This is a genomic window from Micrococcus sp. KT16 (genome assembly GCF_003315015.1).
GTDB lineage: Bacteria > Actinomycetota > Actinomycetes > Actinomycetales > Micrococcaceae > Micrococcus > Micrococcus luteus.
Genome location: NZ_QNRG01000009.1, coordinates 29588 through 44204 on the forward strand (window position 1 = coordinate 29588; position 14617 = coordinate 44204).

The following is a 14617-nucleotide window of genomic DNA, read 5'->3' on the forward strand; positions in this document are numbered from 1 at the left end:
CGCGGCGGGCGCCCACGACGACGTCGGCCCGGCGCGTCTGCCGGGCGTGCGACCTCTTCCCCGGGCCCGCGAGATCGTATACGATCTCGACCATGACGCAGAGCACACCGGACCCCACGCCCACCGTCACCGAGCACGACTTCACCGTCCGGGAGAACCGGCCGGGCAAGGTGCTCGCCGTCCACCTGAACTACCCCTCCCGCATCGCCCAGCGGGGCCGGTCCCCGCAGGCCCCCGGCTACTTCCTCAAGGCCGGCACCTCCCTCGCCGGCAGCGGCGACACCATCGAGCGCCCCGCCGGCACCGAGCTGCTCGCCTACGAGGGCGAGATCGCGCTGATCATCGGCCGCACCGCCCGGCGCGTCAGCCCGGAGGAGGGCTGGTCGCACGTCTCCGGCATCACCGCCGCCAACGACTGGGGTCTCTACGACCTCCGCCACGCGGACAAGGGCTCCAACGTCAAGAACAAGTCCGGCGACGGCTACACCCCGCTCGGCCCCGCGGTGATCTCCGCCGCGGGCCTGGACCCGGCCGCCCTGCGCGTGCGCACCTGGGTCAACGGCGAGATCGTCCAGGACGACACCACCGAGGGCCTCGTCTTCCCGTTCGGCCAGCTCGTGGCCGACCTCTCGCAGCTCATGACGCTCGAGGAGGGCGACGTCATCCTCACCGGCACCCCCGCCGGATCCTCCGTGGCCCAGCCGGGCGACGTCGTCGAGGTGGAGGTGGACGCCCCCAGCGCCCCCGGCGCACCGACCACCGGCCGCCTGGTGACGACGGTCGTCGACTCGGAGCACTCCCTGGCCCCGTTCGGCGCGCAGCCGCAGGTGGACGACGTGCAGCGCGAGGAGGCCTGGGGCTCCCGCGAGGCCGCCGGTCTGGCCCCGCAGGCCGCGGCGCCGTCGTCGTCCGCGGTGGACGAGAACGGCCACTGGGTCGCGAGCGCCCCGCAGCCGGACCGCTCCCTGCTGACCCCCGAGCTGCGCGCCAAGATCGACGCCATCGCGGTGGCCACCCTCACCGCCCAGCTGCAGAAGCGCGGCGTCCAGAACGCGACCATCGACGGCCCGCGCCCGATCCACCGGGGTCGGCGCGTCCTCGGCTACGCCAAGACCCTGCGCTACATCCCCAAGCGCGAGGACCTGGCCAAGGAGTTCGGCGGCGGCTTCAACGCCCAGAAGCGGGCGATCGACTCGGTGCAGCCGGACGACGTGGTGGTCATGGAGGCCCGTGGCGAGCACGGCACCGGCACCCTCGGGGACGTCCTGGCCCTGCGCGCCCAGGTGAACGGCGCGAACGCCGTGATCACGGACGGCGGCATCCGCGACTCCGCCGCCGTCGCCGAGGTCGGCCTCCAGGTGTACGCCGGCGCCACGCACCCGGCGGTGCTGGGCCGCCGTCACATCCCGTGGGAGGTCGGCGGCACCATCGCCTGCGGCGGCACCACCGTGCAGCCCGGCGACATCATCGTCGGCGACGACGACGGTGTGGTGGTCATCCCGCCGTCCCTGCTCCAGGAGGTTGTGGACGACGCCTACGAGCAGGAGCTCCAGGACGCCTGGGCGTACGAGCAGGTCAAGGCCGGCTACCCGGTGGACGGGATGTTCCCCCCGAACGCCGAGTGGAAGGCCAAGTTCGCCGAGTACCGCAAGACCCTGCCGGACGCCCCGGCCCCGGAGGGCGACGCCTGAGCATGCGCCGCACGGACATCGGAACGGTCGGCCTCGCAGGCGCCCCCGTCTCCAAGGCGGACCGCGCCTACCAGGCGATCCTCGAGGGGATCCGGGACCAGCGCCACGAGCCGGGCGACCGGCTGGTGCTGTCCCAGATCGCCGCGGAGCTGGGCATGTCCGTGGTGCCCGTGCGGGAGGCGATCCGCCGCCTGCAGTCCGAGAAGCTGGTGGCCTACGAGCGCAACGTGGGCGCCACCGTGGTGGGCATCGACCCGGTCGAGTACCGCCACACCATGGAGACGCTGGCGCTGGTGGAGGGGTTCTCCACCGCCCAGTGCGCCCCGCACGTGACCGCCGAGGACCTCGCGGCGGCCCGCGAGGTGAACGCGACCATGCGCGCGATGACGGAGTCGGAGAGGGCCTGGGACCCGGTGGCGTTCACCGAGCTCAACCGCCGCTTCCACTCGATCCTGTTCGAGCATCACCAGAACGAGCACGTGCACGACCTGGTGCACCGCGGCTGGAACCGCCTGGCCGCGCTGCGCTCCTCCACGTTCGCGTACGTGCCCGGTCGGGCGGTGGCCTCCGTGGACGAGCACGAGCACCTGCTGCGCCTGATCGAGGACGGGGCGCGCTTCGAGGAGATCGAGGCCGCCGCCCGCGCCCACCGCCTGAACACCCTGCACGCCTACCTGGAGCACAGCGCCGAGCCGTCCGCGTGACCGCCGGCCGGACCGGCGCCGACGCCGGCTGCTCCAGGCCCCGATCATCAGACCCACCCGAAGCACTCAGCGAAAGAGACACCATGACGGAGAAGACCAGCATCGAGGCCCGCAAGCCCGCGGGCCTGCCCGACGTCCTGCGCCACTACATCGACGGCGAGTTCGTCGACTCGATCGACGGCGACACCTTCGAGGTGCTCGACCCGGTGACCAACGAGCCGTACCTGACGGCCGCCTCCGGCAAGGCCGCGGACATCGACCGCGCCGTCGCCACCGCGAAGCGGGCCTTCGAGTCCGGCGATTGGTCCCAGGCCCTGCCGCGCCAGCGCTCCCGCGTGCTGCACCGGATCGCCGACATCATGGAGACCCGCGGCGACCAGCTGGCCGAGATGGAGTGCTTCGACACCGGCCTGCCGATCAAGCAGGCGAGGGGCCAGGCCGCCCGCGCCGCCGAGAACTTCCGCTTCTTCGCGGACCTGATCGTGGCCCAGCACGACGACACCTTCAAGGTGCCGGGCCGCCAGATCAACTACGTGAACCGCAAGCCGATCGGCGTCGCCGGCCTGATCACCCCGTGGAACACCCCGTTCATGCTGGAGTCCTGGAAGCTGGCCCCGGCCATCGCCACCGGCAACTCGGTGGTGCTCAAGCCCGCCGAGTTCACCCCGCTCTCGGCCTCCCTGTGGGGCGGGATCTTCGAGGAGGCCGGCCTGCCGAAGGGCGTGTTCAACATGGTGCACGGCTTCGGCGAGGAGGGCTACGCGGGCGACCCGCTCGTGAAGCACCCGGACGTGCCGCTGATCTCCTTCACCGGCGAGTCCCGCACCGGCCAGATCATCTTCGCCAACGCCGCCCCGCACCTGAAGGGCCTGTCCATGGAGCTCGGCGGCAAGTCCCCGGCCGTGGTGTTCGAGGACGCGGACCTGGACGCGGCGATCGACGCGACCATCTTCGGCGTGTTCTCCCTGAACGGCGAGCGCTGCACCGCCGGCTCCCGCATCCTGGTCCAGCGCTCCGTCTACGACGAGTTCGTGGAGCGCTACGCCGCCCAGGCCTCCCGCGTGAAGGTCGGCCTGCCGGACGACGAGACCACCGAGGTCGGCGCGATCGTGCACCCGGAGCACTTCGAGAAGGTCATGTCCTACGTGGAGATCGGCAAGACCGAGGCCCGCCTGGTGGCCGGCGGCGGCCGCCCGGAGGGCTTCCCCGAGGGCAACTTCGTGCAGCCCACCGTGTTCGCGGACGTGGCCCCGGAGGCCCGGATCTTCCAGGAGGAGATCTTCGGCCCGGTGGTGGCCATCACCCCGTTCGACACGGAGGAGGAGGCCCTCGAGCTGGCCAACAACACCAAGTACGGCCTGGCCGCCTACATCTGGACCAACGACCTCAAGCGCGCCCACAACTTCGCGCAGAACGTGGAGGCCGGCATGGTGTGGCTCAACTCCAACAACGTGCGGGACCTGCGCACCCCGTTCGGCGGGGTGAAGGCCTCCGGCCTGGGCCACGAGGGCGGCTACCGCTCGATCGACTTCTACACCGATCAGCAGGCCGTGCACATCAACCTCGGCGAGGTCCACAACCCGGTGTTCGGCAAGCAGGAGCAGGCCGCGGCGAAGATCGACGGCTGACCCCGCGCTGACCGGCGACCACGACGGCGCCCGCACCGTCCCTGCGACGGTGCGGGCGCCGTCGTCGTGGTGGGGCCGGGCCGGGTCTCTCCCCCGGCCCACCTGACGCGGGTTGAGTTGTCGCGGGTGCGGGCGCCCCGGACCCGCGACAACTCAACCCGCGTTCCTCGGCGGCCTTCCCGTCGGTCGCCCGGATCGTATACGATCGAGCCCGTGACCGTGTCCCAGGCCACAGCGCACCGCCCCCTCACCAAGGAGCACCGATGACCAACCTCGAGAGCCGCCAGAAGACCTCCTCCGGCTTCTTCGTCACCAAGGAAGTCCCCATCGACCCGGAGAACCCCCTCCCCACCCCGACGTCCGAGGCGCCGGACATCCTGCGCTGCGCCTCGATGGAGCTCGTGGTCACGGACCTCGCCGCCTCCCGCGAGTTCTACGTGGACGTGCTCGGCCTGGTGGTCACCGAGGAGGACGAGGAGACCGTCTACCTGCGCTCCATGGAGGAGTTCATCCACCACAACCTGGTGCTGCGCCAGGGCGAGACCGCCGCCGTGGCCGCGTTCTCCTACCGCGTGCGCACCCCCGAGGACCTGGACAAGGCGGTCGCCTTCTACGAGGAGCTGGGCTGCCGCGTGGAGCGCCGGAAGGACGGCTTCGTCAAGGGCGTCGGCGACTCCGTGCGCGTCGAGGACCCGCTGGGCTTCCCCTACGAGTTCTTCCACGACGTCGAGCACGTGGAGCGCCTGGCCTGGCGCTACGACCTCTACACCCCGGGCGCCCTGGTCCGCCTGGACCACTTCAACCAGGTGACCCCGGATGTGCCGCGCGCCGCCCGCTACATGCAGGACCTGGGCTTCCGCGTCACCGAGGACATCCAGGACGAGAACGGCACCGTCTACGCCGCGTGGATGCGCCGCAAGCCCACCGTGCACGACACCGCCATGACCGGCGGCGACGGCCCCCGGATGCACCACGTGTGCTTCGCCACGCACGAGAAGCACAACATCCTGGCGATCTGCGACAAGCTCGGCGCCCTGCGCATGTCCGACCACATCGAGCGCGGCCCGGGTCGCCACGGCGTCTCCAACGCGTTCTACCTCTACCTGCGCGACCCGGACGGCCACCGCGTGGAGGTCTACACCCAGGACTACTACACCGGTGACCCGGACAACCCCGTGGTCACCTGGGACGTGCACGACAACCAGCGCCGCGACTGGTGGGGCACCCCGATCGTGCCGTCCTGGTACACCGATGCCTCCCGCGTGCTGGACCTCGACGGCAACCTGCAGCCGCTGGTCTCCCGCACCGACGACTCGGAGATGGCCGTGACCATCGGCGCCGACGGCTTCTCCTACACCCGCGAGGGGCAGGGCGAGGAGTCCATGCCGGAGTGGAAGCAGGGCGAGTACAAGCTCGGCAACCAGCTCTGACCGGCACGGCCGGCACCGCTTCGGGACACCACGACGACGGCGGGCACCCAACGCAGGTGCCCGCCGTCGGCGTCCGCCCTCCCTACCATCCTCCGCGTCTCCCCGCCCCACGCCGTTCGAGGCGGAAAATCCACCTCATTCGAGCCGGGAGGGCCAGTTTGAGCTCGATTTCCCGCCTCAAAGCGTGGGGAGCAGGGGTGTCCCGCCTCGCAGACGGGCGTCGGGGGGCTGGCCTGGCTCACGGTGCACCGCCGCAAGCCCGGGCTGGGCATCGAGACGCGCGCCCCGGACTGATCCGGGGCGGTGACAGGATGGCGACGGGGCCGGGGGCCGAGCCGCGTAATCGTATACGATGAAGGCCAGGCCCCTGCCCGTCGTCGTGAAGGAGACCGCTGTGCTGGACCACGAGACCCACGTCAAGATCGCCGACGAGCTGCACCGTGCGGGCATCGACCGCGTGCCCGTGCCGCGGCTGACCGCGCGCTACCCGGAGATGGAGATCGAGGACTCGTACGCCGTCCAGCGCATCTGGGCCGAGCGCCAGGTCGAGGCGGGCCGCCGCAAGGTGGGCCACAAGATCGGCCTGACCTCCAAGGCCATGCAGGACGCGACCGGGATCGACGAGCCGGACTACGGCGTGATCTTCGACGACCAGGTGTTCGAGTCCGGCCACGTGTACGAGTGGAAGAAGTACACCCATCCGCGCGTCGAGATGGAGCTGGCGTTCGTGCTGCGGGACGAGCTGCGCGGGCCCGGCCTGAACCTGATGGACGTGCTGCGCGCCACCGAGTACGTGGTGCCCGCGCTGGAGGTGCTGGACTCGCGCATCGAGATGGCCGGCCGCACCATCACGGACACCATCTCGGACAACGCCGCCCTGGGCTCCCTGGTGATCGGCGGCCGCCCCGTGGGCGTGCACGACGTCGACCTGCGGTGGGTCTCCGGCATCCTCTCCCGCAACGAGGAGATCATCGAGACCGGCGTGGCCGCGGGCGTGCTGAACCACCCGGCCAACGGCGTGCACTGGCTGGCCAACCGCATCGCCGAGCACGGAGACGCGCTCGAAGCCGGTGAGATCGTGCTCGCCGGCTCCTTCACCCGCCCGATGTGGGTGTACGAGGGCGACACCGTCTACGCCGACTACGGCCCGCTCGGCACCATCACCTGCCGCTTCGCCTGAGCCGCCCGCCGTCGTCGTCGCCCCGCCCGCCCGCAACGCGGGTTGACCTATCACCAGTACGACGCCGCTCCACCCGCGACAACTCAACCCGCGTCGGGTGGAGGGCGCGGAGAACCCCGGAGGAACGTCCCATGCCCGTCCGCCACAACCCGCAGCCGCTGTTCCGCGACCTCTTCACGCCCGAGGCCGTCGCCGCCCGTGGGGGCCGCCCCGCCGCCGGCATGTTCCTCTCCTCCGGGGACCCGACGACGGCGGAGATCTGCGCCGGCGCGGGCCTCGACTACCTGCTCATCGACGCCGAGCACGCACCGCTGACCCTGCAGGACGTCCTCGCCCAGCTGCGCACGATCGCCGGCTACCGTGTGCCCACCCTGGTGCGCGTGCCGGCGCTGGACACCGTGGCCATCAAGCAGTTCCTGGACCTGGGCGCCCAGTCGCTGCTGGTGCCCATGGTCGACGACGCCGCGATGGCCCGCCGCGCCGTGGCCGCCGCCCGCTACCCGGACGGCTCCGCCGAGGGCGGGGTGCGCGGCGTGGGCTCCGCCCTGGCACGCTCGGGCCGCTGGAACCGGATCCCCGGCTACCTGCCCGGCGCGGCGGACCACGTCTCCGTGATCGTGCAGATCGAGACGGCCGCCGGCGTGCGGAACGCGGACGAGATCGCGGCGGTGGACGGGATCGACGGCGTCTTCATCGGCCCCTCGGACCTCTCCGCGTCCCTGGGCCTGCTCGGCCAGCAGTCGCACCCGGACGTGGTGGCCGCGGTCGAGGAGGTCATCACGAAGGTCAAGGCCGCCGGGAAGATCGTGGGCGTCAACGCGTTCGTGCCCGCGCAGGCCGACGCCTACGCCGCCGCCGGTGCGGACTACGTCAACGTGGGCGCCGACGTCGCCCTGCTGGCCCGCGCCGCCGAGGCCCTCGCCGACCGCTGGTGCCCGGCCCCGAGCAACGCCGCGGCCGACGGGCAGAGCGCGCCCCGCGCGTCGTACTGATCCGGTCATCCCCTCACTTCGGGGCGCGAAATCCACCCCATGGACGCCCGATCCTGGCCCATGACGTGGATTTCCCGCCTCGAATGGCTCGGGGCCGGCGCTTCGGGGGACGTCGCCGCCTCCTGCACAACCGCACCGGGCCCCCTCGCGCGTCCCCAGGCCCCCGCTCGTCTGTCTCGGGATGCCGACCGACGGAGCACGCTCGCCGCATGCCCCGTCGTCCCGCCCCGCTGCCGCCGTCGATCGACCCCACCGCCTTCACGGTCGATGACGCGCGCCGGGCGGGTGTGACGTGGTCCCGACTGCAGTCCTCAGACCTGCGGCGGCTGCGCCACGGCATCTACGGGCCGGCCGGCCCTGCGGCGGTCTCCGTCCGTGAGTGGACGATGGATGAGATCCGCGCGTATCAGCGGCGCCATCCCGACGTCGTCGTCAGCCATGAGACCGCCGCGCGCCTGCACGGCCTGACCGTGCCCGCACGGCTGTTGGCCCCCGGTGCGGTGCACGTCAGCGTCGGCACCTCGGGCGGCCGGCCGGTCCAGGCGAGTCTGGTGCCCCACCGCATCGAGGTGCCGGAGGGACAGCGGATGACGCGGGGCGGCGTGCTTGTGACGACGCCGGCCCGCACCCTGTGGGACCTGTGCGCGGCACGGGCGGCGCTCACGGAGCGGGACGTCGTCGTCGCCGGTGACGCCCTGCTCTGCCCGCCGTGGCTGCCCGGCGGCGGACGCGGGGATCCCGCCTACACCCCGGAGGAGCTCGTCCGATCGCTGGCCGAACGGGGACGTTTCCGGGGGCGCGGACTGGCCCGGGCAGCGCTGGCGAGGATGCGCGTGGGGGCGGATTCGCCGCGCGAGACGCGTCTGCGGCTGGCGCTCGTCGATGCCGGGCTGCCGGAGCCCGAGGTGCAGTGCCGGCTGGACCCGTCAGACCGCCGCGCTCCGACGGTCGACCTCGGGTATCGGCCGTGGCGCCTCGCGTTGCAATACGAAGGCGAGCACCACCGCACCGCCGAGCAGCAGGCCCGCGACGTGCTGCGCGACCGCTGGTGCGCCGACCACGACTGGCTCTCGATCAAGGTCATGTGGGCCGACGCTCGGAACGACTACGCGGACGTCGTCGCGCGGGTGCGGCGCCGGGCGGCCGCGTTCGGTGGGTGACCCGGTGAGATCCACGGTCACCGCAGTCCGCCACGGCCCCCCGTTTCGAGGCGGGAAATCCAGGTCAAAGCGCTCTGGTCCACGCCCGTGGGGTCGATTTCCCGCCTCGAAAGGACGGGTGCGGTGGGAGTCGGCCCGTGAACACCCGTCCTCCCCCACGTAGCGTGGCCCTATGACCACGTCCGTTCCCGCCCTGAGCTCGCATTTCGCCGACACCTTCCCCGAGCTCGCCCTGCCCTGGCAGGCCCAGGCCACGGACGGCCCGCGGCTCGTCCTGCTCAACGCCGGCCTCGCGGCGGAGCTCGGCCTCGACGCCGAGTGGCTCGCCAGCGACGACGGCGTCCGCTTCCTCACCGGCGAGCAGTCCGGCCCGGACGCGCGGCCGGTCGCGCAGGCGTACGCGGGCCACCAGTTCGGCCACTACTCCCCCCGCCTGGGTGACGGGCGCGCCCTCCTCCTCGGCGAGCTCACGGCTCCGGACGGTCGGCTCCACGACCTGCATCTCAAGGGCTCCGGTCGCACGCCCTTCGCGCGCGGCAACGCCGACGGGCAGGCCGTACTCGGCCCCATGCTCCGCGAGTACGTGGTCTCCGAGGCGATGCACGCCCTCGGCGTGCCGACCACGCGGGCGCTCGCCGTCGTCGCCACGGGCCACCCGGTCCGCCGCGAGACCGTGCTGCCGGGCGCGGTGCTGGCCCGGACGGCCGCGTCGCACCTGCGCGTCGGCACGGCCCAGTACGCCGCCGCCCTCCCCGAGCAGGCGCACCCCACGGAGGTGCTGCGCCGGATCGTCGACGAGTCCATCGCCCGCCACCACCCGCACGCCACCGACGCCGAGCACCCCGCGCTCGCGCTCTACGAGGCGGTGATCGCCGCGCAGGCCGAGCTCGTCTCCCGCTGGATGCTCGTCGGCTTCGTGCACGGTGTGATGAACACGGACAACATGACCCTGTCCGGCGAGACCATCGACTACGGCCCCTGCGCGTTCATCGACGCCTTCGACCCGGCCGCGAGCTTCTCCTCGATCGACACCCAGGGCCGGTACGCGTACGGCAACCAGGGGCCCATCGCCGCGTGGAACCTCGCCCGACTCGGCGAGGCCCTCGTGCCCGTGCTCGACGACGACCCCGACCGCGCCGTCCCACTCGCCCAGGAGGCGCTGGGCAGGTTCCACGGCGCCCATCTCGCGGCGTGGCGGGGCGGACTGCGGGACAAGCTCGGCCTCCCGGCGTCCGTGGCGGAGGACGACGTCGCCGCGCTCACCGACCGCCTGTTCCCGTGGCTGGCCGCGGCGCGGGCCGACTGGACCTCGTTCTGGGTGCGGCTGGCCGAGCACACGGCGGCGCCCGTGGACGACGACGCGGCGCGCACCGAGGCGGCACGGCTCGTCCCCGGCGCCCCGGACCCCGCGGGGCTCGCCGCCTGGCTCGCGGAGTGGCGGGCGATGGGTCCCGATCCGGCCCGCATGCGCGCGGTGAACCCCGTCTACATCCCGCGGAACCACCTGCTCGACGAGGCCCTGACGGCCGCGGAGGACGGGGACCTCACCGCCGTCCACCGGCTGCTCGAGGCCGTCACGGATCCCTTCACTCCGCGCCCCGGGTTCGAGCGGTACGCGGAGCCGGGTCCGGCGGACGGGGCCCCGTTCGTCACCTACTGCGGCACCTGACCGCTTGTCGTTGACGAAACGGACGCCCTCCAGGGCACTTTCGTTGACGAAACGGGCGCTCTCACCCCCGCGCCAGCGACTTGACCGGCACGGCCGGGTCCGCGAGCGCGGCGGCGTCCACCACGATCCCCCGGTCGATGATGCGCCGGGCGGCCTTGACGGTCATGGGGTCGTCGATCGACGCGGCCCCGCGCAGGGTCCCGTCCGCGGCCAGGGCGAAGCTCGCCACCACGACGCCGCGCACCTCGCGGTCCACGATCCGCCCGCCGGCCGGCACCGTCATGTCCCCCACGGCCTCCACGTGGGCGTCGTACCGGTCGGACCAGAACCACGGGGCGCCCGGGGCGTCCGCCTGCTCCCCCAGGATCGCCGCCGCGGCGGCCGCACCGGAACGCAGCGCCGGCTCCCAGTGCCGCGACGGCGCCCACGCGGACTCCCGGGCGCGCGCGGCGTCGCCCACGGCCAGGATCCCGGGCACGGTCGTGCGGCCCATCGCGTCCGTGAGCACGCCGTCGGCCACCTCCAGACCGGCGTCCGCGGCGAGGGCGGTGTCCGGCACGGTGCCGCCAGCCAACACCACGACGTCGGCGTCCACGGTCCGCCCGTCGTGGAGGTGGAGCCGGTGGGCGGCCGGCAGTGCGGCGCCGCCGTCGGCGTCCCGGTGCTCGATCCAGGCCGCCCGCCCGACCTCGACCGCGACCCCGTGCTCGGCGTGCATCCGGTGCAGGCGGGCGGCCAGCGCTGGCCCGACCGCCGCGCGAGCCGGGGCGTCCGTCCCGGTCACGAGCGTCACCGCGGCGAGCGAGCGGCGCGCCGCGGCCGCGACCTCCGCCCCCGTGAAACCGCCGCCCACGACCGCCACCTCGGTCCCGAACGTCAGGCGGTCGCGCAGGGTCTCGGCGTCGGCGCGGGTGCGCAGGGTGATCAGGTCCGGGTGGTCGGCGCCGGCGACGTCGAGGGCCCGGGGTCGCCCGCCCGTGGCGAGCACGACCGCGTCCGTGTCCAGGACCCGCCCGGAGGCCGTCTCCACCCGGTGGGGCGCGGGGCCGCCGTCGGGGTGGACGCCGCCCGGCACCACCCGGACCGCCTCGTCCTCCACCAGCTCCACCCCGTGCTCGGCGAACCACGCCGGCGGGGCGAGCAGCAGGCGGTGCGCGTCCGCGTCGCCGGTCAGGAACTCCTTGCTCAGGGGCGGCCGGTCATAGGGCACGCCCTGCGGGTCCACGAGGGCGATCCCGCCCGCGAAGCCGCGGCGCCGCAGCTCGCGGACCACGGCGAAGCCCGCGACGCCGCCGCCCACCACCGCGACCGAGCCGGGCATGCCTGCCGGGGCGTCGACGTCGTGGTTCATGCGCCGGGGACGAGGTAGAGCTGGCCCTCGCGCTCCTCGACGCGGTGCACGCCGACGCCCTTGGTGGCGGGCAGGCAGAGCGCCTCGCCGGTGCGCAGGCAGAACTGCGCGGCGTGCAGCGGGCACTCCACGCGGTCGTCCTCGAGCCAGCCCTCGGCCAGCGAGGCGTCCTCGTGGGTGCACGTGTCGTCGATCGCGTGGAACTCGCCCGCGTCCGTGTGGAACACCGCGACGTCGTCCCTCGTCCCCGCCGTCGCCGCCGGGACGACGATCGCCTCGCCCTCCGGGACGTCCGCCGCCGCGCCGATGTGGATCGGCTCCGCCATGGTCTGCCTCCTCTGGTTCCCGGGCCGGGCGGCCCGTGGTGGTCTCCCGTCACCGTATCCCCCGGCGCGGACCCGACACCCCTCCGCTGTGCTCCGCCCCGGTGCCACACCGCGCCCACCTGTGAATGGGTGAACCGGACATCACGGGGGCGTGAAATCACCCGACAGGCCCGAGAAAAAGGTCCCCGGGAATGGTCGATCACGCTACGATCACGACGGCTCTCCGGCCCTCATCCCGCCCTCACCACGTCACCGCCCCGGGGATGCGACACGGCCCGCGCTTGTCGCTCCTCGGGCACTCCACCTTCCGAAGGCATCCGCATGAAGATTCTCCCGCCGCGCTCCGCCGCATCCCCCCGCCCGCTCGCGCCCGCCGTCGCGGTCGCCGCGCTCTCCGTCCTCGTCGGCGGCCTGCTCCCGCAGCAGCCGTCCGCGACCACGGAGGGCGCCCCCGACGCACGCCCTCGCGACGACGCCGCCCGCGCCACGACCGCCGGGACGGCCGCGACCCCCGCGTCGGCCGCTCCCGTCGAGGGCGCCGGCGTCGCGACCGTCCCGCAGGAGGGCGAGAACCTCGTCCCGGCCGAGGAGGCCCCGGCCGGCGTCGTGCTCGGCGAGCCCGTGGTGGACCGCCCGTTCACGGTGGCCGCCGCCGTATGGGACACCGCGGCGGACGACGCCGTCGAGCGCGTGGAGATCCGCGTGCGTCAGGACGGGGCCTGGGGCCCGTGGCAGGTCCTGGATCGGCCCGTCCTGCCCGAGGACGCCGCCCCCGCGCGCACCGGCACGGACCCGTTCGTCGCGTTCGGCGCGGACGGCGCCCAGCTGCGCGTGACCACCGCCGACGGCGCGGCCCCGGCCGGCCTCGAGCTGTCCCTCATCGACCCGGGCACGGCCGCCACGGACGAGACCGTCGCGAGCGCGCACCCGGCCGTGACCGCCGAGCAGGCCGCCGAGACCGCCGGCCTGCCCCGGGGCGTGAAGTCGAGCGCCGTCGTCGGGGGCGCGGAGCCCGCCGAGGCCCACACCGTGGCCACGGCCTCGGATGCGCGCGCGAAGATCCTCCCGGACGTGATCACCCGCGCGCAGTGGGGCGCGGACGAGTCCTGGGCCGAGTCCTCCCCGCAGTTCGACCAGGTGCGCGCGCTGACCATCCACCACACGGCCGGCACGAACGACTACACGCGCGCCCAGGCCGTGGAGCAGATGCGCGGCATCTACGCGTACTACACGAAGACCCTCGGCTGGGGCGACTTCCCGTACCACCTGATCACGGACCGCTTCGGCAACATCTACGAGGGCCGCCGCGGCGCCCTGGACTCGAACCCGCTGGGCACGCACGCGGGCGGGTTCAACCGGGGCACGATGGGCATCTCCACGATGGGCAACTACGACGTGGTCGCCCCGTCCGAGGAGGTGGTGGACGCGATGGCCCGCGCCACCGCCTACTACCTGTACCGCGACGGCATCGACGCGCGGGGCCGAGTCACCCTGACCTCGGGCGGCAGCACGAAGTACGCCGCGGGCACGCCCGTCACCGTGGACACGATCTTCCCGCACCGGGCCACGTCCGCGACCGCGTGCCCGGGGCAGCACCTGATGGCCCGCTTCGACGACCTGCGGGACCGCGCCGAGGCCATCGCGACGGCGGCCGGCCAGCCGCCGGCACCGGCCACCCCGGCTCCGACGCCGGCCCCGACGACCGAGCCGTCGACCGCCGGCACGTACACGGTGCAGCCGAACGACGGCTGGTGGACCATCGCCCGCCGCACCGGCGTGCCCGCGGCCACCCTCCAGGAGCTCAACGGCATGACCGAGTCGACCGTGCTCCACCCGGGCATGGTGCTGCGCACCGTCGCCGACCCGACCGCCCCGGAGCCCACCCCCATCACCACCGGCACCTACACGGTGCAGCCGAACGACGGCTGGTGGGTCATCGCCCGACGGACCGGCGTCAGCGCCGCGGAGCTCCAGCGGCTCAACGGCATGACGGCGTCCACCGTCCTGCACCCCGGCATGGTGCTCATCACGGCCGCCACGGCGCCGGCTCCCACGCCCGCCCCCGCGCCGGCCCCGGGCACGTACACGGTCCGCGAGGGCGACGGCTGGTGGATCATCGCCCACCGCACCGGCGTGACGATGGAGACCCTCCAGCGCCTCAACGGCATGACCGCGACCACCGTGCTGCACCCGGGGATGGTGCTGCGGACCGGCCAGACCGCCTCCGCCCCGGCGCCCTCGCCCGCCACCTACGTGGTCCAGGCGAACGACGGCTGGTGGCTCATCGCCCAGCGCACGGGCGTCTCCATGGAGCGCCTGCAGCGCCTCAACGGCATGACGGTCTCGACCCTGCTCCACCCGGGCATGGTGCTGCGCACCGCCTGAGCACCCCGCCGGGACGACGTCGGCCCGCACCTGCGCGCGAAGGTGCGGGCCGCCGTCGTCGGTTGAGTTATCACCGGTCGCAGGCCGCCGCACCCGGGATA

11 protein-coding genes are annotated in these 14617 nt (G+C 73.6%); 9 read left to right on the forward strand and 2 right to left on the reverse strand.

The annotated features are described in order from the left end of the window. Positions 1-92 precede the first annotated feature (92 nt). The 8 genes from DE149_RS08310 (at position 93) to DE149_RS08345 (ending at position 10454) form a co-directional block, all read left to right on the forward strand. On the forward strand, positions 93-1691 hold the full coding sequence (locus tag DE149_RS08310) for a fumarylacetoacetate hydrolase family protein (protein ID WP_041102617.1): 1599 nt from the start codon (positions 93-95) through the stop codon (positions 1689-1691). A gap of 2 nt (positions 1692-1693) precedes the next feature. Then, a complete protein-coding gene (locus tag DE149_RS08315; protein WP_061866848.1) occupies positions 1694-2395 on the forward strand; it encodes a GntR family transcriptional regulator in 702 nt (233 codons plus the stop codon). Between the two features lie 83 nt (positions 2396-2478). Continuing rightward, complete coding sequence (hpaE, locus tag DE149_RS08320) at positions 2479-4023, forward strand: 5-carboxymethyl-2-hydroxymuconate semialdehyde dehydrogenase (RefSeq protein WP_113914329.1); 1545 nt, start codon at positions 2479-2481, stop codon at positions 4021-4023. 263 nt (positions 4024-4286) lie between these two features. After that, the gene (gene hpaD / locus DE149_RS08325) at positions 4287-5453 is read left to right on the forward strand and encodes a 3,4-dihydroxyphenylacetate 2,3-dioxygenase (RefSeq protein WP_113914330.1); all 1167 of its coding nucleotides are present in this window, start codon (positions 4287-4289) and stop codon (positions 5451-5453) included. Between the two features lie 394 nt (positions 5454-5847). Next, the gene (locus DE149_RS08330) at positions 5848-6633 is read left to right on the forward strand and encodes a 2-keto-4-pentenoate hydratase (protein ID WP_044658782.1); all 786 of its coding nucleotides are present in this window, start codon (positions 5848-5850) and stop codon (positions 6631-6633) included. A gap of 131 nt (positions 6634-6764) precedes the next feature. Then, positions 6765-7625, forward strand: a complete 861-nt coding sequence (locus DE149_RS08335; protein ID WP_069941119.1) for an HpcH/HpaI aldolase/citrate lyase family protein — start codon at positions 6765-6767, stop codon at positions 7623-7625. A gap of 209 nt (positions 7626-7834) precedes the next feature. Beyond that, on the forward strand, positions 7835-8785 hold the full coding sequence (locus DE149_RS08340) for a hypothetical protein (RefSeq protein ID WP_036313563.1): 951 nt from the start codon (positions 7835-7837) through the stop codon (positions 8783-8785). A gap of 172 nt (positions 8786-8957) precedes the next feature. Beyond that, positions 8958-10454, forward strand: coding sequence for a YdiU family protein (locus DE149_RS08345; RefSeq protein ID WP_036313565.1), 1497 nt, complete (start codon positions 8958-8960; stop codon positions 10452-10454). Between the two features lie 61 nt (positions 10455-10515). Here the strand turns inward: DE149_RS08345 and DE149_RS08350 are convergent, their stop codons facing one another. Then, a complete protein-coding gene (locus tag DE149_RS08350; RefSeq protein WP_113914331.1) occupies positions 10516-11805 on the reverse strand; it encodes an NAD(P)/FAD-dependent oxidoreductase in 1290 nt (429 codons plus the stop codon). Then, complete coding sequence (locus tag DE149_RS08355; protein ID WP_002857882.1) at positions 11802-12131, reverse strand: bifunctional 3-phenylpropionate/cinnamic acid dioxygenase ferredoxin subunit; 330 nt, start codon at positions 12129-12131, stop codon at positions 11802-11804. The genes DE149_RS08350 and DE149_RS08355 overlap by 4 nt, the downstream gene beginning before the upstream one ends. A gap of 321 nt (positions 12132-12452) precedes the next feature. Here DE149_RS08355 and DE149_RS08360 point away from each other — a divergent pair, with 321 nt between their 5' ends. Beyond that, positions 12453-14516 carry a LysM peptidoglycan-binding domain-containing protein gene (locus DE149_RS08360; protein WP_113914332.1) on the forward strand — a complete coding sequence of 688 codons (2064 nt, stop codon included), beginning with the start codon at positions 12453-12455 and terminating at the stop codon, positions 14514-14516. Positions 14517-14617: the final 101 nt, after the last annotated feature.